18 protein-coding genes are annotated in these 22,864 nt (G+C 73.2%); 6 read left to right on the top strand and 12 right to left on the bottom strand.

Annotated features, from left to right (window positions below; translation table 11 throughout):
- Positions 1-347 precede the first annotated feature (347 nt).
- The 3 genes from EDD28_RS06060 to EDD28_RS06070 all read left to right on the top strand — a co-directional run bounded on the left by EDD28_RS06060 (position 348) and on the right by EDD28_RS06070 (position 5,431).
- Positions 348-1,700: an MATE family efflux transporter gene (locus tag EDD28_RS06060; RefSeq protein ID WP_123738787.1), complete on the top strand. Its 1,353-nt coding sequence runs from the start codon at positions 348-350 to the stop codon at positions 1,698-1,700.
- Between the two features lie 312 nt (positions 1,701-2,012).
- Positions 2,013-2,891 carry an ABC transporter ATP-binding protein gene (locus EDD28_RS06065; RefSeq protein ID WP_123738788.1) on the top strand — a complete coding sequence of 293 codons (879 nt, stop codon included), beginning with the start codon at positions 2,013-2,015 and terminating at the stop codon, positions 2,889-2,891.
- Complete coding sequence (locus tag EDD28_RS06070) at positions 2,891-5,431, top strand: ABC transporter permease (RefSeq protein WP_123738789.1); 2,541 nt, start codon at positions 2,891-2,893, stop codon at positions 5,429-5,431. Before EDD28_RS06065 ends, EDD28_RS06070 begins: the two co-directional genes overlap by 1 nt.
- A 78-nt stretch (positions 5,432-5,509) precedes the next feature.
- Here the strand turns inward: EDD28_RS06070 and EDD28_RS06075 are convergent, their stop codons facing one another.
- The 6 genes from EDD28_RS06075 to EDD28_RS06100 all read right to left on the bottom strand — a co-directional run bounded on the left by EDD28_RS06075 (position 5,510) and on the right by EDD28_RS06100 (position 10,580).
- Positions 5,510-6,070: a ribonuclease domain-containing protein gene (locus EDD28_RS06075; RefSeq protein ID WP_211339124.1), complete on the bottom strand. Its 561-nt coding sequence runs from the start codon at positions 6,068-6,070 to the stop codon at positions 5,510-5,512.
- A 272-nt stretch (positions 6,071-6,342) separates the two neighbouring features.
- Complete coding sequence (gene rplI, locus EDD28_RS06080; RefSeq protein WP_123738790.1) at positions 6,343-6,795, bottom strand: 50S ribosomal protein L9; 453 nt, start codon at positions 6,793-6,795, stop codon at positions 6,343-6,345.
- An 18-nt stretch (positions 6,796-6,813) separates the two neighbouring features.
- Positions 6,814-7,053, bottom strand: a complete 240-nt coding sequence (gene rpsR / locus EDD28_RS06085; protein WP_123738791.1) for a 30S ribosomal protein S18 — start codon at positions 7,051-7,053, stop codon at positions 6,814-6,816.
- A gap of 59 nt (positions 7,054-7,112) precedes the next feature.
- Positions 7,113-7,667, bottom strand: a complete 555-nt coding sequence (locus EDD28_RS06090) for a single-stranded DNA-binding protein (protein WP_123738792.1) — start codon at positions 7,665-7,667, stop codon at positions 7,113-7,115.
- A gap of 226 nt (positions 7,668-7,893) precedes the next feature.
- Positions 7,894-8,181 (bottom strand): 30S ribosomal protein S6, encoded by a 288-nt coding sequence (rpsF, locus tag EDD28_RS06095; protein ID WP_123738793.1) that lies wholly within the window; start codon positions 8,179-8,181, stop codon positions 7,894-7,896.
- Positions 8,182-8,357: 176 nt separating this feature from the next.
- Positions 8,358-10,580, bottom strand: a complete 2,223-nt coding sequence (locus EDD28_RS06100) for a transglycosylase domain-containing protein (RefSeq protein ID WP_245967940.1) — start codon at positions 10,578-10,580, stop codon at positions 8,358-8,360.
- 1,115 nt (positions 10,581-11,695) lie between these two features.
- On the opposite strand from EDD28_RS06100, the gene EDD28_RS06105 reads away from it, so the two are divergent.
- Together EDD28_RS06105 and EDD28_RS06110 are read left to right on the top strand one after the other, a co-directional pair.
- Positions 11,696-12,412 (top strand): PadR family transcriptional regulator, encoded by a 717-nt coding sequence (locus EDD28_RS06105; RefSeq protein WP_123738795.1) that lies wholly within the window; start codon positions 11,696-11,698, stop codon positions 12,410-12,412.
- A 41-nt stretch (positions 12,413-12,453) separates the two neighbouring features.
- Positions 12,454-13,539, top strand: coding sequence for an inositol-3-phosphate synthase (locus EDD28_RS06110; RefSeq protein WP_123738796.1), 1,086 nt, complete (start codon positions 12,454-12,456; stop codon positions 13,537-13,539).
- Between the two features lie 91 nt (positions 13,540-13,630).
- Here EDD28_RS06110 and EDD28_RS06115 read toward each other — a convergent pair whose 3' ends face one another.
- From EDD28_RS06115 to EDD28_RS06135, 5 genes are all read right to left on the bottom strand, one after another.
- Positions 13,631-14,938: an MFS transporter gene (locus tag EDD28_RS06115; protein ID WP_123738797.1), complete on the bottom strand. Its 1,308-nt coding sequence runs from the start codon at positions 14,936-14,938 to the stop codon at positions 13,631-13,633.
- Between the two features lie 62 nt (positions 14,939-15,000).
- Positions 15,001-16,962, bottom strand: coding sequence for a beta-L-arabinofuranosidase domain-containing protein (locus EDD28_RS06120; RefSeq protein WP_148059563.1), 1,962 nt, complete (start codon positions 16,960-16,962; stop codon positions 15,001-15,003).
- Complete coding sequence (locus tag EDD28_RS06125) at positions 16,959-17,837, bottom strand: carbohydrate ABC transporter permease (RefSeq protein ID WP_123738799.1); 879 nt, start codon at positions 17,835-17,837, stop codon at positions 16,959-16,961. Before EDD28_RS06125 ends, EDD28_RS06120 begins: the two co-directional genes overlap by 4 nt.
- The gene (locus EDD28_RS06130) at positions 17,834-18,781 is read right to left on the bottom strand and encodes a carbohydrate ABC transporter permease (protein WP_123738800.1); all 948 of its coding nucleotides are present in this window, start codon (positions 18,779-18,781) and stop codon (positions 17,834-17,836) included. The genes EDD28_RS06125 and EDD28_RS06130 overlap by 4 nt, the downstream gene beginning before the upstream one ends.
- A 4-nt stretch (positions 18,782-18,785) precedes the next feature.
- A complete protein-coding gene (locus EDD28_RS06135; protein WP_170169368.1) occupies positions 18,786-20,108 on the bottom strand; it encodes an ABC transporter substrate-binding protein in 1,323 nt (440 codons plus the stop codon).
- Positions 20,109-20,274: 166 nt separating this feature from the next.
- Here EDD28_RS06135 and EDD28_RS06145 point away from each other — a divergent pair, with 166 nt between their 5' ends.
- Complete coding sequence (locus EDD28_RS06145; RefSeq protein ID WP_123738803.1) at positions 20,275-21,270, top strand: LacI family DNA-binding transcriptional regulator; 996 nt, start codon at positions 20,275-20,277, stop codon at positions 21,268-21,270.
- Between the two features lie 91 nt (positions 21,271-21,361).
- Here the strand turns inward: EDD28_RS06145 and EDD28_RS06150 are convergent, their stop codons facing one another.
- Complete coding sequence (locus EDD28_RS06150; protein ID WP_123738804.1) at positions 21,362-22,846, bottom strand: CCA tRNA nucleotidyltransferase; 1,485 nt, start codon at positions 22,844-22,846, stop codon at positions 21,362-21,364.
- Between the last annotated feature and the right edge of the window lie 18 nt (positions 22,847-22,864).

A 22,864-nucleotide genomic window follows, 5' to 3' on the forward strand; every position in this document is an offset into this window, starting at 1 on the left:
GTCGCGGACGACGGCGTGGGCGCCGCCGCTCCCCAGCCTCGCCCGACGGCTGTGGACAACCTGTGTACGGCCATCGAGAGTCCGCGCCTGCCCATGTGGAAGACACACCGCCGTAATCCCCAGCACTGTGGACAGGCCGTGGATAACTCACGTCGATCTTTGAGATTGCAGCGATCACGGCTGTGGGCAACTCTCCCAGCCGTCGCCCAGGGAAATCTCGCCCCCGCGACACGCCGATCCACAGGACGACGCGATCGTCAAGTCGTCGACCTCGCGTCGCACGCCCGCGCGTGCCCGCCGCGGCACCGCGGACGACCCGCGACGGACGCCCGTGCCACCCTTGTCGGGTGTCAACCCCGAGCCTGGATCGCCGCATCCTCGCCCTCGCGCTCCCCGCCCTCGGCGCACTCATCGCCGAACCGCTGTTCGTCCTCGTCGACTCCGCGCTCGTCGGGCACCTCGGGGTGGCCGAGCTGGCCGGGCTGACCCTCGCCTCGACGCTCCTCGTCACCGCCGTCGGCCTCTTCGTCTTCCTCGCCTACACCACGACGGCGAGCGTCGGCCGGCTCATCGGCGCCGGTCATCCCGACCGTGCCCTGCGCGCCGGTGTCGACGGGATCTGGCTCGCGCTCGGCGTCGGCGCCCTCGTCGCGGCGGTCGGGATCGCCGTCGCACCCTGGGCGATCGGCCTCCTCGGCGGTCCCGACCTCTCGCCGGAGGTCGCAGCGCACGCCGTGACCTACCTGCGCACCTCCCTGCCGGGCATGCCCGGCATGCTCGCGGTCCTCGCGGCCACCGGCGTCCTGCGCGGGCTCCTCGACACCCGCACGCCCCTCGTCGTCGCCGGCATCGGCGCCGTGGTCAACGCGGGCCTCAACGCGCTGTTCATCTACGGCTTCGGCTGGGGCATCGGCGGCTCGGGCGCCGGCACGGCCCTGGTCCAGCTCGGCATGGGGGCGTGGCTCGTCGCCGTCGTCGTCCGCGGGACCCGGGCCACCCTCGGCCCCGGCTTCTCGCTCCGACCCTCGCTCGACGGCGTCGGCGGCGGCCTGCGCGACGGGTTCCCGCTCTTCCTGCGCACGCTGACCCTGCGCGTCGCGATCCTTCTCACGGTGACGGTCGCCGCGACCCTCGGGGAGATCCCGCTCGCCGCGCACCAGGTCGTCAACTCGCTCTGGGGCTTCGCCGCCTTCGCGCTCGACGCGCTCGCGATCGCCGCCCAGGCCCTCGTCGGTCGCGCGCTCGGCGCCGCGGACGAGGGCGAGGCCCGCTCGGTCCTGCGGCGCACGCTCACCTGGGGTGCGGGGGCCGGGCTCGTCATCGGCGCGGTCCTCGCGCTGCTCGCGCACCCGCTCGCCTCGCTGTTCACGCCGGACGACGTCGCTCGGTCGGCCGCTGCCACCGGCCTGTACGTGATCGCGGTCGCGATGCCGCTCGCCGGCGTCGTCTTCGTCCTCGACGGCGTGCTCATCGGCGCCGGCGACGGCACCTTCCTGGCCTGGGCCGGTGTCGCCAGCCTCGTCGCCTACCTGCCGTTCCTGTGGATCGTGTGGAGCCACGCGCCGCGCGGCCCCGGGCAGGAGGCCGCGGCGGTCGCCTGGCTGTGGCTCGCGTTCGCCGTCGCGTTCATGCTCGCGCGCGGGATCGCAACGTACCTGCGCTCGCGCGGGAGCCGTTGGCTCGTCCTCGGTGTGCGCTGACCGCGTCGACGCAGCCCCGCCGCACCTCCGGGCGTCCGCTCTCTGCGGAACTGCGCGCCCACCACCTCCGGCCACCCGCGCCCGGCCTCCCGCTGACCTGCGACGGCGCGGATCGCGCGGCCGACACCCCGGGGAGGAGCCGGTGACGATCCGCGGAGAGCGGACACCCGCCGGCCAGCTCACCGACCCGCGACCCCCGCCGGCTCCCCCGCTCGGTCGGACACCCCCGTCAGACCACGGGATGACCCGCCCCGAACGGACGCGACCTGAGCGCGACGGCACCGCGGCGGCGGCATCCGTAGCGTCGGCGGTATGAACGACGCTCACGTCCCCCCGCGCCCCGGCGCCCTCCCCACCGCGACCTCCCCGACCGGCACCGCGGCCACCGCCCCGGCCGCCGGCGTCAGCCCGACCGGCACCCCGCCCGCCGCCGTCCGCGCCCTCGACCTCAGCAAGGTCTACGGCACCGGCGAGGCGGCCGTCCGCGCGCTCGACCACGCCGACGTCGCCTTCGGTTCCGGCGAGTTCACCGCGATCATGGGCGCCTCCGGGTCGGGCAAGTCGACCCTCCTGCACCTGCTCGCTGGCCTCGACTCCCCGACCACCGGTCGCGTCGTCCTCGGCGACACCGACCTCACCCTGCTCGACGACGACGCCCTCACGCTGCTGCGTCGCGCCCGCATCGGCTTCGTGTTCCAGTCCTTCAACCTGCTTCCGATGTTCACGGCCGAGCAGAACATCCTCCTGCCGCTCGAGCTCGCCGGCCGCCGCGTCGACGCCGCCACCCGCGCGTGGTTCGACCAGCTCGTCGGGATCCTCGGCCTGCGCGACCGCCTCACCCACCTGCCGAGCGAGCTGTCCGGCGGCCAGCAGCAGCGCGTCGCCATCGCCCGCGCCCTGCTCACCCGCCCGGACGTCGTGTTCGCCGACGAGCCGACCGGCAACCTCGACTCCCGCTCCGGCGCGGAGGTCCTCGACCTGCTCCGCACGAGCGTGCGCGAGCTCGGCCAGACCGTCGTCATGGTCACCCACGACTCCGCGGCGGCCGCCTACGCCGACCGCGTCGTCCTCGTCGCCGACGGCCGGATCGCCGGCGACCTGCGGCGCCCCACCCCGGAGACCGTCCAGGCGCACCTCGACGCGCTGCGCGAGGCTGCCCTCACCAGCCCGACGACGGCGCAGGTCCGCTGATGTGGCGGCTCACCGTCGCCCAGATGCGCCGGAGCATCGCCCGGCTGGTCGCGGTCGGCATCGCGATCGCGCTCGGGACGGGCTTCGTCACCGCCACGTTCGTCACGACCTCCACGATCGAGCAGACCGCGCTGGCCGCCGCCCGCGCCGGCGTCGGTGATCCCGACCTCGTCGTCCAGCCGCCCACGTACGAGACCCTCGACGACACCCAGATCGCCGCGATCGAGGGGATCGACGGCGTCGCCGCGGTCCAGCCCATCGGGTCGAGCTGGCGCGACGTCACGGCCGGCGGACTCACCTCGGCCGTCGCGTTCAGCCCCGTCTCGCCCGACGAGCGGCTCGGCCAGGTGACCCTCCTCGAGGGTGCCGCGCCCGCCGGGACGGGTGAGATCGCGCTGCCCGCATCGGTCGCGTCGCGGTTCGGGGTCGGGGTCGGCGACGACGTCACGATCCTCGCCAGCACGTGGACGGGTGACGCCGACACCGTCCGTCCCTCCCAGCAGCTCGTGGTCTCCGGCCTCACGTCCGACGGCTCGGGGCTCGGCTTCGGCATGCCCCTCGGTCTCGCGAGCCGCGACCTGCTCAAGGCCTGGCAGGTCGAGGACGACTGGTCGTCCTGGCAGGGCGCCACGCTCGTCCTCGCCCCCGGCGCGGACCCCGCGACGGTCGAGGCGGCGATCGTCGCGGCCGTCCCCGACGTCACCCTCATGAGCGGCGAGGACTTCGCCCGCAACCAGGCGGCGCAGTTCACCGGTGGCGTCTCGGTCTTCCGCGGCCTGATCCTCGCGTTCGCCGCCGTCGCGCTGGCCGTCGCCGGCATCGTCATCGCGAACACCTTCACCGTGCTCGTCGCGCAGCGCACCAGGACCCTCGCGCTCCTGCGCTGCGTCGGCGCGACGCCCCGGCAGGTGCGCCGCTCGGTCCGGCTCGAGGCGCTCGTCCTCGGGATCATCGCGTCGATCGCCGGCATCCTGCTCGGTCTCGGCCTCGGCCAGGCGGTGCTCAGCATCCTGCGCGCGGTCAACGACGGCGTGCCGCTGCCGGCCGCCGTGCCGGTCGACGGCTGGACGATCCTCGTGCCGCTCGTCGCGGGCGTGCTCGTCACGGTGATCTCGGCGTCCGGGGCCGCGCGCCTGGCGACGCGGGTCGCGCCGCTCGCCGCCCTGCGGCCCGTCGACGCGCCGGCGGCCGAGGGCCGCACCGGACGACGGGCGACGCCCCGCGTCGTGACCGGCTGGGTGCTGACGATCGGCGGCATCGCTGCGATGGTCGGCGCGATGGCCTGGTCGAGGGCGAACCCCGGCGGGGCGTTCGAGCTCGCGCTGCTCCTCGGCGTCCTCGGCGGCATCGTCACGCTGATCGGCGTCGTGCTCGCCGCCATCACGATCGTGCCGGCGGCCATCCGCCTGCTCGGTCGCGCCGCCGGCGCGCTCGGCGGACCGGCGCAGCGGCTCGCCGCGACGAACTCCGTCCGCAACCCCGGCCGGACGACGTCGACGGCGACCGCCCTCATCGTCGGCGTCTCGCTCGTCACGATGATGGCGACGGGGGCGACGACCGCCCGGGTCCAGCTCACCCAGATGCTCGACGAGCAGCTCGCCGTCGACGTCACCGTGACGGCCCCGACGGGCACCACCCTCACCGCGGACACGATCGCGGGGATCCAGGGGGTCGACGGCGTCGTGGACTCGCTCGTGCTCGACGGGACGAACGCCGAGGTGACGTCGGACTCGGGCACGATCTCCGCCGCCGTGTGGCGCGTCGCGGAGCCGGGCTCGCTCGGCTCGGTCGTCCGCACGGCCGACGACGGCTGGCCGCGCGAGTACGCCGCCTTCGCCGACGGCTGGGTGGTCCCGAAGGACGGGAGCATCACGCTGGGCGACGCGAGCGAGGTCCCGACCGGGCTGCTCGGCGGCCTGCCGGACTTCACGGTGCTGCTCGACTCCGAGGCCTGGGGTCACACCGGGCTCACGGCTGACACGTCGGCGATCTGGCTCGCGCTGGCGCCGGACGCCAACCCGGTCGCGGTGTCCCAGGCGATCGAGGACGTGGTCTCGCGCACGGTCGACGCCGGGGCGCCCGCGCCCATCGTCGCCGGTGGCGCCGTCGAGCGCGCCGGGTACACGCAGATCATCGACACGCTGCTCATCGTCGTCGTCGGGCTGCTCGGGGTGGCCGTCGTCATCGCGCTCATCGGGGTGGCGAACACCCTGGCGCTGTCGGTGGTCGAGCGGCGCCGGGAGAACGCGCTGCTCCGGGCGCTCGGCCTGACCCGGAGCCAGCTCCGCTGGGCGCTGGCGACCGAGGGCGTGCTGCTCGCGCTGGTCGGCGCACTGGTCGGGATCGTGCTCGGGCTCGCGTTCGGCTGGATCGGCAGCTCGCTGCTGCTGGGCGTCGCCGGAGCGTCGGTGCCGCTCGTCGTGCCGTGGTCGACCATCGGCGCCGTCGTGCTCGTGGCGCTGGTGTCGGGTGTGCTCGCCTCGGTGCTCCCGGCCCGCGGCGCGGTCCGCGTCCCGCCGGTGGTGGCCCTGGCGTCCTGATCCGACGCGTCCCGATCGGAACCGATCCGAGGGGTCGGACGCGGGGTCGTGCACCTGTCCGGTGCGCGGCCCCGCGTCCTAGTCCCGGAGCCTGGTGAAGTTCCGGTAGTGGTCGTTGGAGTAGTACGCGACGCCCGTGTTCGAGGTCACGACGCGCTCGGCGTCGCGCGCCGCACCGGGCGCGACGGGGTTGACGTCCCACTCCTGGTACGTCTGGTCGAGCGGGAGGCGGTGTCGATCGGGCTGGGGGTTGTTGTCGTAGGGCCGACCTCCGGCGTGCTCGGCCTTCCCCCGGCGGAACCCGGGGAAGCCGCGGTTCTGGATGTTCGCGATGTGGCGGGAGCCGCCGGGCTGCACGCTCGCCTTGCGGACCCAGCGGACGATGCCGCGCACGCGCTCCGTCACGACGACGCCCTTGCCGCCCTCGTGGAACAGGGTGAGCTGGACGACCGGCGGCGCGGCGGCCGGTTCGGCCAGGCCGCGGACGACGGCCCGGTTGCCGGCGGCCCGCTGGAGCACCAGCAGCTCGGCGCGACCGCCGGGGGACGCCCTCGGGCCGGCCGCGCGGACCCCGGGTGACGGCCGGCCGATGCTCCGGCTCTGGCCCTGGCCCTCGATGTCGCTCGGCTCTCGGCGCACGGCTCCCGTCCTCTCGGTGGCCGGTGGGTTCCGTTCGAGGCAAGCACGGGGTCGCCGGACCGGGAAGCCCTCCGGGGCAGCCGAACGGGCAGCGCGCGGGCCGGCCGCGGGGCAGGGCAGGACGCGGACGGGTCGGCACGACGCGTCCGTCCGTCCGCAACGCCGGGCCCGGCGGCCGGCCACGGGGCCGGCGATCCGCCCCGGGAACGACGAACGCGGGGCCACGCACCTCGATCAGGTGCGCGACCCCGCGTCCGGTGTCGCGGGGAGCGTCAGGCGGGGACGACCTCGAGGGTCAGCTTCGCCGTCACGCCGTCGTGCAGGTGCACGGTCACCGCGTGGGTGCCCAGCGTCTTGATGTGCTGCTTGACCTCGATCGAGCGACGGTCGAGGTCGGGACCGCCGGCAGCCTTGACCGAGGCGGCGATCTCCTTGCTCGTGACCGTGCCGAAGAGGCGGCCACCGGCGCCGGCGCGGCCGGTCACCGTGTAGCGCGTGGCCTCGAGCTGGTCGCGGACGGCCGAGGCCGCCTCGACGGAGGCGTGGGCCTTCTTGGCGCGCGAGGCGCGCATGCCCTCGATCTGCTTCTCGGCGCCACGGCTCCAGACCTGGCCGAGACCGCGCGGAACGAGGTAGTTGCGGGCGTAGCCGTCCTTGACCTCGACCACGTCACCGGCGGTGCCGAGGCCGGTGACCTCGTGCGTGAGGATGAGCTTCGTCGTCATGATTCTCGTCCTCTCCGGTCAGCGAGCGGAGCTCGAGTAGGGGAGCAGCGCCATCTCGCGGGCGTTCTTGACCGCGCGAGCGATCTTGCGCTGGTCCTGGACGGAGACACCGGTCACGCGGCGCGCGCGGATCTTGCCGCGGTCGGAGATGAACTTGCGCAGCAGGACGGTGTCCTTGTAGTCGATCGTGCCCTCGACCTTGGCGGCCTTGAGGGGCGAGACCTTCTTCTTGGGCTTGCGAAGTGCGGGCTTCGCCATGATGAGCTCCTCGTGAGTTCGTGAATGTCAGTGATGTGGGAGGACCCGGGAGGGTCGGATCAGAACGGCGGGTCGTCGGAGAACGAGTCCCCGGCCGACCAGGGGTCCTCGCTCGAGGCGCCGCCGGAGCCGTAGCCCCCGCCGCCACCGGAGCGCTGACCGCCACCGCCGTAGCCACCCTGGCCGCCGGAGCTGCCGGAGCCGCCACCGCTCTGACCGCCGCCGAAGCCACCGCCACCGCCGCCACCGCGCGCGGCGCGCTGGACCTTGGCCGTGGCGAAGCGGAGCGACGGGCCGATCTCGTCGACCTCGAGCTCCACGACGGTGCGCTTCTCGCCCTCGCGGGTCTCGTAGGAGCGCTGGGTGAGACGGCCCTGCACGATGACGCGCATGCCCTTGGTGAGGGACTCGGCGACGTTCGTCGCGAGGTCCCGCCACGCCGAGCAGCGCAGGAACAGCGCTTCGCCGTCGCGCCACTCGCCGCTCTGGCGGTCGAACGTGCGCGGGGTCGAGGCGACCGTGAATCCAGCGACCGCGGCACCGGACTGCGTGAACCGCAGCTCGGGGTCCGCCGTGAGGTTGCCGATCACGGTGATGACGGTTTCACCTGCCATGACTGCTCCATCGTCGGGGCCGGGGCGTGAGCCCCGTGCGGGACGGGGCCTGCGGCCCCGCCTGGTGGTCGGACCCGGACCGCCGAGGCGGACCGTGTGTCCCGGGTTGCCGGCCTGGCCGGCCGGCTGCCGGCTCGTGGCCGGCGGATGACGTCGTCGTCGTCAGCTCCGTGACGATCGACGACGCCGGAAGATCAGCGTGCTGCCGTCCCCGAGGGGGCGGTGCTCAGGCGTCGGCGCGCAGGAGCTTCGTCCGCATGACGGCCTCGTTGAGGCCGAGCTGGCGGTCGAGCTCCTTGGCGAGCTCCGGCGTCGCCGTCATGTTGACGACGGCGTAGATGCCCTCGGAACGCTTGTTGATCTCGTAGGCCAGCCGGCGCTTGCCCCAGATGTCGACCTTGTCGACGGAGCCACCACCGGTGGTGATCACGGACAGGAACTTGTCGAGCGACGGAGCGACGGTGCGCTCGTCCACCTCGGGGTCGAGGATCAGCATCAGCTCGTACGGACGCATATGACTACCCACCTCCTCTGGACTGTACGGTCACGGGCTCTCCGTGACAGGAGGGTGATGCGTTCGCGGTGCCGGCCGACGGTCCAGGATGGTCCGCGCCCGAGCACACAACCGCACCATCGTAGCCGAGTTCCCGGCCGGACACGAGCCGACCGACGACGCGCTGTGCGTTCCGGCTACCCGCCGGTGCCGGCGTCCTCGCCGTCGCCCGTCGGGGTCGGCGTCGGCGTGGGACTCGGGGTCGGCGACGGCGTCGGGCTGGGGGTCGGCGTCGGGGTCGGCGTCGGTGTGGGGGTCGGCGTCGGCGTCGGGGTCTCGGTCGGCGGCTCCTCCGTCGGCGTCGGCTCCTCGCTGGGCTCCTCGGACGGGCTCGGCTCCTCCGACGGCTCCTGCGACGGCGAGTGGCTCGGCGCCACGGGCGTCGAGCGCGGCGGGAAGTCCATGACGGGCCAGTCGGCCGAGACGCGCTGCATGTACGAGAGCCACAGGTTGGCGGGGACGGAGCCGCCCGCGACGGGGTCGTAGCCGCCGAACGGCGTGATCGGCTCCTCGGTGCCGTCCGGACCCTGCTGGTAGAGCGCGACGACGGTGACGAGCTGCGGGACGTACCCGGCGAACGACGCCGAGCGGTAGTCCTGCGACGAGCCGGTCTTGCCAGCGACCGGCCGGCCGAGGTCGGAGATCTGGCTCGCGGTCCCGCCCGGGCCGGTCACCTGCTGCATCGCGTACGTCGCGTCGGCCATGGTCGACGCGCTGAACGCGCGCTCACCGGCCGTCGGCCCGGCGTACAGGCGGTCGCCGGAGGAGGACAGGACCTCGGACACGACGTGCGTCTGGTGCCGGATCCCCTGCGCGGCGTACGTCGCGAACACCCCGGCCATGTCGATCGCGTGCGGCGAGGCGTTGCCGAGGACGTTCGAGAGCACCGGGACGAGCCCGACGGTGTCGGCCGGCAGCCCGGCCGCGACGGCCGTGTCGACGAGCGCCTGGCCGGGCTCGCCGCCCTCCGAGATCGCCTGGTTGAGCTGCGCGTAGTAGGTGTTGACGGAGCCGCCCGTCGCCGTCGCGAGGTCGATCTCACCCTTGTCGCGCAGGTCGAAGTTGCTCACCTTCCAGTCGCCGATCTCCAGCGTGCCGGGCGAGTCGTAGGTCTGCTCGAGCGTCATGCCCTGCTCGAGCGCGGCGACGAGCGCGAACGGCTTGAACGTCGAGCCGCCCTGGTAGACGGCCTGCGTCGCGCGGTTGAGCCCCTCGGTGAGGAAGTCGGTCCCGCCGTAGAGCGCCGTGACACCGCCCGTCGTCGGGTCGATGGAGACGAGCGTCGCCTTGAGGCCCTCGGCGTGGTCGGCTGGCAGGTCCTGCTCGATCGTCTCGACGGCGGCGGCCTGCTGGCCGACGTCGAACGTCGACACGACGCTGACGCCGAGCCGGTTGAGCTCGTCCTCCGTGAACGGCGCCTCCTCGCCCCCGACCCCCTGGGTCAGCTCGCGCACCACCATGTTGAGGAGGTACCCGTTGGGGCCGGCGTAGCGGTCGGAGCGCTGCTGCTGGAGGACCTCGGGGAACACCTGGGCGTCCCGCTCCTCCTGCGTGATCATGCCCTCGTCGAGCATGAAGTCGAGCGTGCGGCCCCAGCGCTGCTCCGCCTTGTCGGGCGAGATCGCCGGGTCCCAGGCGCTCGGCGCGGGGATGATCCCGGCGAGCATCGCGGACTCGGAGAGCGTCAGCTCGCTCGCCGGCTTGCCGAAGTACGCCTTGGCTGCTGCCTCGATGCCGTAGGCACCGCGGCCGAAGTAGATGGTGTTGAGGTAGGCGCCGAGGATCTCCGGCTTGGTCATCTCCTGCTCGACCTTGACCGCGAGGATCGCCTCCTTGACCTTGCCCGCGTAGCTCGTGGTCCGGCCGAGGTAGTAGTTCTCGACGTACTGCTGGGTCAGCGTCGACCCGCCCTGGCGCTGGCCGCCGCGGATGTTGCTCCACAGGGCGCGCGCGATGCCGACCGGGTCGATGCCCGAGTTGGAGTAGAACCGGCGGTCCTCGGAGGCGACGACGGCGTCGCCGACGTAGGACGGCAGCGTCCCGGCGTCGACGATCGTGCGGTTGACCTCGCTCAGCGTGCCGATCGGGGTGGTGCCGTCGGAGAAGTAGACGGTCGAGGACTGCGCGAGCGCGAGGTCGTCCGGTTCGGGGACCTCCGTCGTGAGGTAGGCGGCGCCGACCAGGCCGATGGCGACGGCGAGCCCCGCCACGAACGTCCCGAGCAGGAAGCGCCAGCCCGGCAGCCACCGACGGACGGGGCCGTAGCCGGCACGCGGGTAGTTCCAGCCGCGCTTGCGCGGAGGCTTGCGCGACGGTCGGCGCGAGGACGTGCGCGTTCCCTTCGTGGGGGTCTTGCTCACGGTGGGGGTCTCCGATCGGTGGGGCAGCGGGAGCTCGGTGGAGCGCCCCGTTGCGCACAGACTCCCCAGTATCGCGGCCGGTGCGACGCGGCGGGAGGGTCCGAGCGGGCGGATTCACCGAATCGGCACACGGTTCACGCACGGCTGCTGCCTGCCCGTGGTCGGGGGTGGCCGGGGCGCCGCGTCTCCGGCGCCGTGGCCACGCCCGAGCCGGGTGCAGCACCATTGACGGTCTGACGGTGGCCGCCGCGGACGCTGCGGCCACGCCCACGTCGGAACCCCCGCTCGACCCGGCCAGACGGTGGCCACAGCCAGCGCCGTGGCCCCGGACAAGAGGTCGGCACCGGCCACCAGGCCGCGGCCAGTGCCCCCGCCGGGTGAAGCGTGCCAGGCGGTCTGACCGCGGTCGCCGTGGCCACGCCCACGTCGGAACCCCCGCTCGACCCGGCTAGACGGTGGCCACAGCCAGCGCGGTGGACCCGGACTAGGGGTCGGCCCCGGCCACCGGCCGTGGCCACACCCGAACCGGGTGCAGCGTGCCAGGCGGTCTGGCTGTGGCCACCGCGGTCGCCGTGGCCACGCCCACGTCGGAACCCCCGCTCGACCCGGCTGGACGGTGGCCACAGCCAGCGCAGTGGCCCCGGACTAGGGGTCGGCCCCGGCCACCGGCCGTGGCCACACCCGAACCGGGTGCAGCGCGCCGGACAGTCCGACCGTGGCCACCGCGGACGCCGTGGCCACGCCCAGGTCGGAACCCCTGCGCGACCCGGCTAGACGGTGGCCACAGCCAGCGCCGTGGCCCCGGACAAGAGGTCGGCCCCGGCCACCAGGCCGCGGCCAGTGCCCCCGCCGGGTGAAGCGTGCCAGGCGGTCTGACCGCGGTCGCCGTGGCCACGCCCACGTCGGGACGCCTGCGCGGCCCGGTTCGACCGTGGCCACCACGGGACCATGGCCGCGTCGCCGTGGCCCCGGAGGCCACGCTCAGCCGGGCATGGCGCACCGAACCCGGCGTGTGGGTTCGCACACTCCGCGCCCGAACCGCTTGACGGGACCCGCTCCGCGGATATATCAATTTGATACATCTTCCCGACGTGTCGAGCCAGAGGAGCAGTGCCATGCGCAACCGCGCCGACGTGCTCGACCTTGCCGTCCTCGGACGGCTCGCGGACGGGCCGCAGCACGGGTACGAGCTCCGCAAGAGCCTCATGACGACCCTCGGGGTCTTCCGCACGCTGTCCTTCGGCTCGCTCTACCCGCGCCTGCGGGCGCTGGAGGAGCGGGGGCTCCTGACGTCGTCGTCGACCTCGGCCGGGGACCCGGGCGCGCTCCCGCACGCCCTCGCCGGCCGCCGCTCGCGGATCGTCTACGAGCTGACGGCGACGGGGAAGGAGCACCTCGCGGAGTCCCTCGCCGCGTGGGACCCGACCGCGTGGGACGACGACGCCTTCGACGTCCGGTTCTCGATGTTCGCCGTCACCGACCACACGACGCGCCTGCGCATCCTCGAGGGTCGGCGCGCTCGGGTCCTGGAGCGCCGCGAGGCGTCCCGGGCGGCGCAGGCGAAGAACCGCGAGCGCCGGGACGCCTACACGCTCGAGCTGCAGCGACACGGGCTCGACCTCCTCGAGCGCGAGCTCGGCTGGCTCGACGGCCTCATCGCCGCCGAGCGGACGGGGGCCGGCCCCGGCCACCCCGCCCAGCACGGCCCTCCGGGCCAGCACGGCCTTCCCGCCCAGCAGGGCTTTGCGGCCCAGCACGGCGCTCGCGACACCACGGACGTCCGCCCGGCGGCGTCCAGCCCATCCACCGATCCCAGCGGCACCGACCGTTGACCGCCGCCACCCGGCGGCAGCACCCCTCCGAAGGAGAACCCATGAGTTCCATCCGCGTCGCGATCGCGGGCGTCGGCAACTGCGCGAGCTCGCTCGTCCAGGGCGTCGAGTTCTACAAGGACGCCGACCCGAACGGCTCCGTCCCCGGTCTCATGCACGTCCAGTTCGGCGAGTACCACGTGGGCGACCTCGAGTTCGTCGCCGCGTTCGACGTCGACGCCAAGAAGGTCGGCCAGGACATCTCGGCCGCCATCGTGTCGAGCGAGAACAACACGATCAAGATCGCCGACGTCCCGCCGCTCGGTGTGACGGTGCAGCGCGGCCCGACCCTCGACGGCCTCGGCAAGTACTACCGCGAGACGATCGAGGAGTCGGACGCGGAGCCCGTCGACGTCGCCCAGGTGCTGCGTGACGCCGAGGTGGACGTGCTCGTCTGCTACCTGCCCGTCGGTTCGGAGGAGGCCGCGAAGTTCTACGCGCAGGCCGCGATCGACGCGGGCGTCGGCTTCGTCAACGCCCTCCCGGTCTTCATCGCCGGCACCAAGGAGTGGGCCGACAAGTTCGAGGCCGCCGGTGTGCCGATCGTCGGCGACGACATCAAGTCGCAGGTCGGCGCCACGATCACGCACCGCGTGCTGGCCCGGCTGTTCGAGGAGCGTGGCGTCGTGCTCGACCGCACGTACCAGCTCAACGTCGGCGGCAACATGGACTTCAAGAACATGCTCGAGCGCGACCGCCTCGAGTCGAAGAAGGTCTCCAAGACCCAGGCCGTGACGTCCAACATCAAGGACGGCCCGCTCGCCGGCAAGAAGGACGACCGCAACGTCCACATCGGCCCGTCGGACTACGTCGCCTGGCTGGACGACCGCAAGTGGGCCTACGTCCGCCTCGAGGGTCGCGCGTTCGGCGAGGTGCCGCTCAACCTGGAGTACAAGCTCGAGGTGTGGGACTCCCCGAACTCGGCCGGCATCATCATCGACGCCGTCCGCGCTGCCAAGATCGCGCTCGACCGGGGCATCGGCGGCCCGATCCTCTCGGCGTCCTCCTACTTCATGAAGTCGCCGCCGGAGCAGTACGACGACGAGACGGCCCGCGCCAAGGTCGAGGCCTTCATCCGCGGCGAGTGAGTCGCTGACGCCGCGGACGGCAGACGCCCGCGGCGAACGAACGGCGCCCGCTCGGTGACCTCACGGTCATCGGGCGGGCGCCGTTCGTCGTCTACGCGCCGGTCCCGCCCGCGACCGGTCCGTCGGCCCCCTGGGCCGCGCGTGTCTCGAAGCGCACGAGGAGGCGGCTCGCCACCCCGCCGAACACCACGAGCGCGCTCGCCACGCCGACGAGCAGGACGAGGACCGGTTCCCAGGCACCCGTGCGGTCGAGCACCGCGCCGATGAGCGTCGGCCCGAGCGCCGCACCGGCGAAGCCGACGGTCTGCAGCACGGCCTGGATCCCGCGGGACTGCGCCTCGTCGCGGGCGACGTGCACACCGAAGGTCACGATGACCGTGAAGCAGGCACCCTGCGCCAGCCCACCGAGCAGCACCGCGGCCGCCCACCAGCCGGGCAGGGCGGCCAGGACGACGATGCACGAGAGCCAGCCGACCGTCGTCGCCGTCATGAGCATCCACAGCCTCACGCCCGGGAGGCGGAGCAGCCCGGGCAGCACGAGCGGGCCGAGAATCCCGAGCGCCATGAAGACCGCGACGCAGGCGCCGGCCAGGCCGGGGCTCAGCCCCGACCGCTCCCCGAGGAGGCTCGGCAACCACGACGACACCGCGAAGTAGCACATGCCGTGCATCGCGAACGTGAGACCGAGCACCCACGCCATGGGGATCCGCAGCGCCGACGACGCCGAGCGCGAGGGGGCGGCGGCCGGCTCCCCCGCCGTTCCCGTCACGGGTCGCGGGTCGGCTCCCGCACCGGCACCGCCGCGCGAGCCGAGCCACCAGGCCCCGGCGGCGACGAACGACGCCAGCGACCACACGGCGAGGCCGAGCTGCCAGCCGAGCAGCGCGACCACCGGCGCGGAGACGGCCGCGGCCGTCGCGGAGCCGATGTTGGTCGCGGCGGTGTTGATCCCGGTGAGCTGGAGCGCGCGGTGGCGGAAGTGGCGCGTGACGAAGGTCGGGATCGAGATGTTGACGATCGCGATCGCGGCCCCGAGCAGCACCGAGCCGGCGTAGAGCGCGGCCACCGAGCCCTGGGAGCGGACGAGGACGCCGACCCCGATCGCGAGCGAGGCGATGACGAGGCTGCGGTCGAGCCCGATCCGCCCGATGAGGGCCGGCGCCACCGGCGTGAGCAGGGCGAAGCAGAACACCGGGATGCTGGTCAGCGCCCCGGCCTGCGCCTGGCTGAGCCCGGCCTGCGAGGCGATGACGACGAGCACGGGGCCGAGCGCGACGGTCGGGATCTGGAGCTGGAGACTGACCAGGACGAGCGGCAGCAGGCGGCGCGTGCGCGAGGGCGGCCAGGCGGCCGCGGTCGGCGGACCGGGCCGGGAGCGCGTGGGGACGGGCGCTGTCACGGCCGGAGTCTACGCGACCGGTCGAAACGATTCGACCGGTCGCGTGGACCGTCCCGCCGCCGTCAGTCGGCGTACTGCGGATCGTCGGGGTCGTCGCGATCGGCCCAGCTCCCGCAGACGGGGAACTCGGTCACCCGCAGGCGGGCCACGCCGTAGGGGACGAGCAGCAGATCGCCGTCGGCGCCGCGCTCGAGCAGCGGGCTGGGCGGCGGCGGATCGGGCGTCACCCCCGTGGCCCGCCACTCCGTCGCCCGCACCGAGCGGCCCTCGACGACGACGGGCGACCCCTGGCCCGGCCGAGGTCCGGTCAGGCCCCACGGCACGTCCTGGACCGTCGCCCGGTGCACCGGCCAGTCGGCGGCGCCCGCGACGTCGTCGAGCGCGACGTTCCAGGACGAGCGGCGGTGGATCTCCCACTCCCCGAGCCCCGGGGCGCCAGGGACGGGAATCCAGTTCTCGCCGAGGGGGTGCACCATCGTCAGCGGCCCGAGGTGCACGGCGGCGGCCTGGCGCTCCCGTCGCACGACGCGCGGTCGCATCGGCAGCACGAGCCGCACGGTCGACGACGGGCCCCAGGCGCGGCGCAACGTGACGTACCCGTCGACCGGCTCCTCCGCCACGGTCTCGCCGTCGACGCTGAGGTCCCACTCGGCGGCCCACGCCGGGATGCGGAGCAGGAGGTCGAACTCGTGGCCGGCGGGAGCCTCGACCCCGATCTCGATCGTCTCCTCGAACGGGTAGGCCGTCCGCACGTCGAGCGTCACCTCGGCCCCGCCCACCTCGGCGCGGACCCGCGAGGGTGCGTAGGCGACCGCCCGCAGCCCCCGGGGCGAGCGCATCCACAGCGAGCTGACGAGCTTGGGCCACCCCTGGTGGAGGTTCGCCGTGCAGCAGCCGAAGTGCGGCTCGAGCCCGAAGATGCCGGCGTCGTCGGAGGAGAACGTCCAGTCCCGCCGCGCGACCGACACCTCGAGCTGGGTCGCCTGCTGGTGGTACTGGTGACCGAGCATCCGGGGGTCGTTCGACGCGGGGAGCAGGTTGTAGGCGAGCGACTCCAGCCGGTCGCCGTGGACCCCGTCGGCGTACGTGGCCGCCATGACCTCGCAGGTGAACATCATCTCGACGACCTGGCAGGTCTCAATGCCCGCCGTCGCCTCCCGTCCGCCGAGCCACTCGTCGCCCGAGAACCAGCCGTGCGCCTGGCCGTGCCAGCGATCGAGGTTGGCGAAGGAGCGCTCGGTCCGCCCGCGGTGGGCGTCGTCGCCGTCGAGGATCCAGTCGACCGCGCCCTTCTTCAGGCCCATCGCGACGTTCGGGCCGTGCGTGCGGTGGGAGAACACCCGCGCGGCCCCGGTGATGAGGTCGCCACCGAGGTAGTCGTCCCACGCGATGGTCTGGGAGTCGATGAGCGAGACGAGGTCGAGCAGCCACGCCTCCCCCGTCCGGTGGTGCAGCCACCACACCGACAGCGTGTTGTCCGCCCCGCGGGCACGACCCCACGACCGCAGGGGCCGTCCCGGCAGGTGCTCGAGCTGGTGGCGGAAGTACCGCTGCAGGAAGGGCACGACGCGCTCGTCGCCGGTCGCCTCGGCGTGCTGCGTGAGCACCTTGAGCGCCACCATCCGCGGCCACCAGTCGTCGTTGGTCTGCGGCCCGAAGAAGCCGTCCTCGCGCTGGGAGGACAGGATCCACTCGACCCACGGTCGGGTGCGCTCGATCAGGTCCTCGTCGCCGAGCACGTGCGCCAGCGGGACCAGGCCGTCGAGGTAGTACGGTCCCCGCTCCCAGTCCTCACCGCCGACGCCCCCGCGCCACGCGTTCGTCGGGCCGACGTCGGGCCAGATCTCCTCGAGCCGGCCGGTCTGGCCGGCGGCCTGGAGGCGGAGCTGGTCCAGCAGCCAGCCGGTCGGCGTGATCGAGCCGAGCGGGAGCAGGCTCGCCGCCGGGGCGCGGCTGACCGGTGCGCCGGCCGCGGGCTCGGCCGGGGTTGGCAGCTGATCGGTGTTGTCCATGATGACCCTCACTTGATCGAGCCTCCGATGAGGCCCTTGGTGTAGTAGCGCTGGAGCGCGAGGAAGATGAGCACGACGGGGACGGTCGCCACGCACGCGGTGGCGGTGAGCAGCCCGGGATCGACGATCTGGACGCCCGGGATCTTGAACGACGTGGTGATGTTGGTGAGCGCGAGCGGGAGCGTGTAGCTGCCGTCGCTGGACAGGAACACGACCGAGCTGAGGAGGTCGTTCCAGCCCGCCATGAAGCCGAACAGGCAGACGGTGACGACGCCGGGCCACGCGAGCGGGACCATGATCGCCCGGAGCATGCGCGCCGTCCCCGCACCGTCGAGGGCCGCGGCCTCCTCCAGCTCCGGCGGGATCCCGTCGAGCGTGTTGCGCATGACGAACACGGAGAACGGGAGCTGGAGCGTCACGAGCACGAGCACGACGCCGAGGAGGGAGTCGAGCAGGCCGAGCCTGCCGAGCACGATCGACAGCGGCGTCAGCAGGCCCTGGTAGGGGACGACGAGCGGGCACAGCAGCAGGACGAAGATCGCGCCGGAGAACCGGAACCGGATGCGCGAGAGCGCGTATCCGGCCAGCACCGACACCAGCCCGGCGAGCAGGGCGACGCTGATCGCGACGACGAAGGAGTTGCGGACGTACGTCGAGATGCCGACGGACGGGTCGAAGATGCGCTCGTAGTTCGTCGCGGTGAGCGACTGCAGCGAGGCCCAGCCCACCCCGTCGGCGTCGGCCGAGGCCGGCAGGAACGAGCGCAGGGCGATGTAGAGGACCGGCGCGAGGAACAGCAGGGCGAGGACCGTCCCGACGACGAGGTACGTCGCGGTGGAGAGCTGACGCCGCGCGCCGCGCAGGGCCGGGGCGGCCGTCGCGGTCATCGGGCCTCCTCCGCGCGGTCGGCGCGCAGCACGCGGAGCTGGACGAGGGCGATGACGAGGATGATCGCCGTCACGATGAGCGAGAGGGCCGCGCCGTAGCCGAGGTTGTAGCGGACGAACGACTGCGAGTAGGTGTACATGACCGCGGTGGTCGTCGCCCCGCTCGGGCCGCCCTTGGTGAGGACGAAGAACTGGTCGAACACCAGCAGCGTCCCCGAGAGGGCGAGGACGAGGCACAGCGCGAACTGCCGCCGGATGAGCGGGAAGACGATCGACCCCTCGCGACGCCACCACCCCGCGCCGTCGATCTTCGCCGCGTCGGTCACCTCGCCGGGCACCGCCTGCATCCCGGCCATGAGCAGGATCATCGCCACGCCCATGCTCTTCCAGATCGTCAGGACGACGATGGCCCAGAACGCCCGGTCGGCATCGGTGAACCAGGCCGTCTGCCCGTCCGTCAGGCCGAGCGCGCGCAGGAGCACGTTGATGATGCCCGTCCCGGACATGAGCATGACCGAGGCCATGTACGCGGCCGCCGTGAACCCGATGACGACGGGCATGAAGAACGCCGTGCGGACGAACGACACGAAGGCGCCGGTCCCGCGGACCATGACGGCTGCCGCGTAGGAGACGGCCATCGACAGCGGGACCAGCACGACGGTGAACAGCGCGGAGAACCCCAGGGCGCGGAAGAAGGTCTCGTCCTGGAACGCCCGCGTGTAGTTGTCGATGCCGATCGGGCGCGCGACGCCGAGCAGCGGCCAGTTGTAGAAGGACATGACCGCCAGCAGCACCATCGGCACGACGAAGAAGACGACCGACAGGAGCAGGGCGGGCGCGACCATCGCGTAGCCGAGCACGGAGGAGCGCCGGCGGGCGCCCCTCCGAGCACGCGCGGTCGCCCCGCCCGGCGGGCCGACCCGCGACGGAACGGTGATCGCCATCGGGTCAGCCCAGCTGGCTGTAGGCGTCGCGGATCAGCTGGTTGGCCTGCTCCTGCGCCTGCGTCATCGAGGTCTCCGGGTCGGCGCCCTGGAAGATCACGGCCTGGGAGTTCTGGGCCCACGGACCGTTCGGGTCGTTGATCGTGGCGAAGTAGGCGATGGAGACCGGCAGCTCACCGACCGCGAGCGAGCCGACCCGGTTGCTGGCCCACTCGTCCTGCGCCAGCTCCTGCGCCAGCGCGAGGTCGGGCGCGATCCAGCCGGCCTCGCCGTTGATCCGGGCGGCCTCCTCGTCGGAGACGAGCCACTCGAGGAGCGTCCAGGCCTCCTCCGGGTGCTTCGAGCCGAGCGGGATGGCCGCCTGGTTGCCGCCGAGGAACGACGCGAGGGTGCCGTCGTGGCCCGGGATGCCGGGGGCCGAGCCGAACTGGTCCTCGGCGCCGGCGAAGACGTTGGCGCCGGTGAACATGATGCCGACCTTGCCGGCGAGGGCGTTCTGCGACCCGACGTTGCCGGGGTCCTGGTTCGGCTCGTCCGTGACCTGCATGAGACCGGAGCTCCACATGTCCTGGTACCAGGCGACCATGGCGACCATCGCGGGGTCGGCGAACGTCGCGACCTGGTCGGGTCCCGGCTCCGTGAAGAGCGTCGCGCCGTCGGCCCAGCCGGAGGGGAAGCCGGTGAAGGCCTGGCCGGTGCCCCCGATCGTGGAGAAGCCGGTGACGTCGTCGCCCGTCGCCTGGATCTTCTCGGCGAACTCCTTCACCTCCGCGAGCGTCGTCGGCGGCGTCTCGGGGTCGAGACCGGCCGCCTCGAACAGCGCCTTGTTCCAGAACATCTGCGACCCCGTCAGCGCGACGGGCAGGGAGTAGATCGCGTCGTCGATCGTGCCGACCTCGATCCCCGCCGGAGCGAGCTGGTCGAAGTTCGCCAGCGCCCTGCTCTGCTCCGTGATGTCCATGAGCTGGCCCTGGGTGGCCAGGAGGGGCGCGTTGATGATGTCGAAGTTGATGAGGTCGGGCACGCTGCCGGCCCGGATCGAGTTGGCGAACTTCGTCAGGTACTGGTCGTTGCTCACGAGCGACAGCTCAACCTTGATCCCCGGGTGCGCCTTCTCGAACGCGTCGAGCTGGTCCTCCATCGAGTTGTCACCGTCCCGCGCCCAGACCGTCAGGGTGACCTCCCCGCCCGATCCGCCGTCCGAGGTGCCCGAGCCGGTCGATCCGCTCGAGCCGTCGGATCCGCTCGAGCAGGCCGCGAGCGGACCCGAGAGGAGCAGTCCAGCCGCGAGAGCTGCGATGACCCGCCGGGATGTGGGTGACGCCATGGTCGTTCCTTCCGATCGGAAAATGACACGGCAACTTTGCCGGATCATTTCCGGAGGCTAGCCGACCAAGTCGGGCCGGTCAACAGTCCTTCGCTGGACATTCGTTGCCGCAATGCGGCAAGATCACGCGACAGCGCGGGATCGCTCGCGAGAGGAGGGACGACGCATGCTCCGTGGTCGAGTCACGCTCACGCAGGTCGCCGAGGCGGCCGGGGTCTCGGTCGGGACCGCATCGAAGGCGCTCAACGGCCGGGGCCAGCTCAGCCCCGCCACCCGCAAGCGCGTCCGGGACGCCGCGCGCGCCCTCGGGTTCGACCAGGGGACGAGCGAGTCGCTGACCGGCGGTCGGTCGCTCATCGTCGGGGTGCTCTCGACGGACTCCTACGGACGCTTCACCATCCCGATCCTCACCGGGGCGGAGGACACCTTCGGGGCGGGTGAGATCGCGATGCTGCTGGCGGAGAGCCGCGGCGACCCCATCCGCGAGCGCCACTACGTCCAGACGCTGCGCAGCCGCAAGGTCGACGGGATCATCGTGACGGGACGCTCCAGCGACGCCAGGGCCTCGCTCACGTCGCTCATCGACGTCCCGACCGTCTACGCGCTCTCACCGTCGACCGACCCGAACGACATCTCCGTCGTGCCGGACGACGCCGGGGGAGCCACCCGGGCCGTCGAGCACCTGGTGAGCACGGGGCGCAGCTCGATCGCCGTCGTCGTGGGGCCGAGCCGCCACCTGGCCAGCGCGCACCGCGTGGCCGGGGCGCTCGCCGCCCTCGAGGGGTCCGGCGCACGGCTCGCCGGAGGGCATGCGCTCTACGGGGAGTGGTCGGAGCGGTGGGGCTACGAGGCAGCCGGGCGGCTCCTGGCCGCCGGACCGTTCGACGGCGTGTTCTGCGCGAGCGACCAGATCGCGCGCGGCGTCCTGGAGTGCCTGCGCGACCACTCGGTGTCGGTGCCGGCCCAGGTCGGGGTCGTCGGGATGGACAACTGGACCGTCATCGCCGAGGCCGCGCGCCCCTCGATCACGTCCGTCGATCTCAACCTGCGCGCCGTCGGTCGCCGAGCCGCCGAGCTGCTCGTCCGCACGATCATGGGCGACGACGTGCCGGGCGGCATCGAGTACGTCGACTGCTCGCTGGTGGCGCGCCAGTCGGCGTGACCCGCTCGGCGCGACCCGCTCGGCGCGACCCGCTCGGCGCGACCCGCTCGACCCGACCAGCTCGCCGTGACCGGCCAGCCCCCAGCCGGGGTCAGCCCCGCTCGGCCCACCACGCGCGCAGCCGCGCCTCGGCGTCCTCCCGGGACAGCTCGCCCTCGTCCAGCCGCAGCTCCATGAGGTAGCGGTAGGCCTCGCCGACCTCCGGCCCCGGCCGGAGGCCGAGGACGGCCATGATCTCCCGGCCGTCGAGCGCTGGTCGCAGCGCGGCGAGCGACTCCGCCTCGGCCAGCGCGGCGATCCGCTCCTCCAGGTCGTCGTAGGCGTGCGAGAGGCGGTCGGCCTTGCGCCGGTTGCGCGTCGTGCAGTCGGCGCGGGTGAGGCGGTGCAGCCGCTCGAGCAGCGGTCCCGCGTCGGTGACGTAGCGACGCACGGCCGAGTCGGTCCACCCCGCGTCGCCGTACCCGTGGAACCGCAGGTGCAGCGCGATGAGCTCGGACACGTCGGAGACCGTCGCCTTGTCGAACGCGAGCGCCTTGAGCCGCTTGCGCGCGAGCTTCGCGCCGACGATCTCGTGGTGGTGGAACGACACGCGGCCGCCCGGCTCGTTGCGCCGCGTCGCCGGCTTGCCGATGTCGTGCAGCAGCGCCGCGAGCCGCAGCACGAGGTCCGGGCCGGGGACGGGACCGTCCGGACCCGTCTCGAGGTCGATCGCCTGGTCGAGCACGGTGAGCGAGTGCGCGTAGACGTCCTTGTGCCGGTGGTGCTCGTCGATCTCGAGCTGCATCGCCGGCAGCTCCGGCAGCACGACGGCGGCGAGCCCCGTCTCCACCAGCAGCTCGATCCCGCGGCGGGGGTTCGGCGCGAGCAGCGTCTTGACCAGCTCGGCCTGGACCCGCTCGGCCGAGACGATCGCGAGCCGGTCCGCGAGCGCGCTCATCGCCGTCATGACCTCGGGCGCGACGTCGAACCCGAGCTGCGCCGAGAACCGCGCCGCCCGCATCATCCGCAGCGGGTCGTCGGTGAAGGAGCGCTCCGGCGTCGACGGCGTCCGCAGCACCCCCTCCGCGAGGTCGGCGAGGCCGCCGCACGGGTCGACGAACGTGAGGTCGGGCAGCCGGACGGCCATGGCGTTGACGCGGAAGTCGCGCCGGACGAGGTCGCCCTCGAGCGTGTCCCCGTAGGCCACCTCGGGCTTGCGCGAGGCGGGGTCGTACGTCTCGCTGCGGTACGTCGTGACCTCGACGACGACGTCGCCGCGGCGCGCGCCGATCGTCCCGAAGGCGCGGCCGATGTCCCAGGTGGCGTCGCCCCAGCGGGCGAGGATCCGCTCGCTCTCCTCGGGCCGCGCCGACGTCGTGAGGTCGAGGTCGGTGATCGCGCGGCCGAGGAAGGCGTCGCGGACGGGCCCGCCGACGAGCGCGATCTCGTGGCCGGCCGCGACGAACGCGTCGCCGAGACCCGCCAGCTCACCGGCCACCTCGGCGAACACGTCCAGCGCCGTGCGCATGAGGTGCGCCGGGGTGCGCTCGGAGGCCGCGCGGGCGCGCGCGAGGTCGTCACGGGAGGTGCTCGGCATGTCACCAGGTTCCCACGA

This window comes from Salana multivorans (genome assembly GCF_003751805.1).
Taxonomy (GTDB): Bacteria; Actinomycetota; Actinomycetes; order Actinomycetales; family Beutenbergiaceae; genus Salana; species Salana multivorans.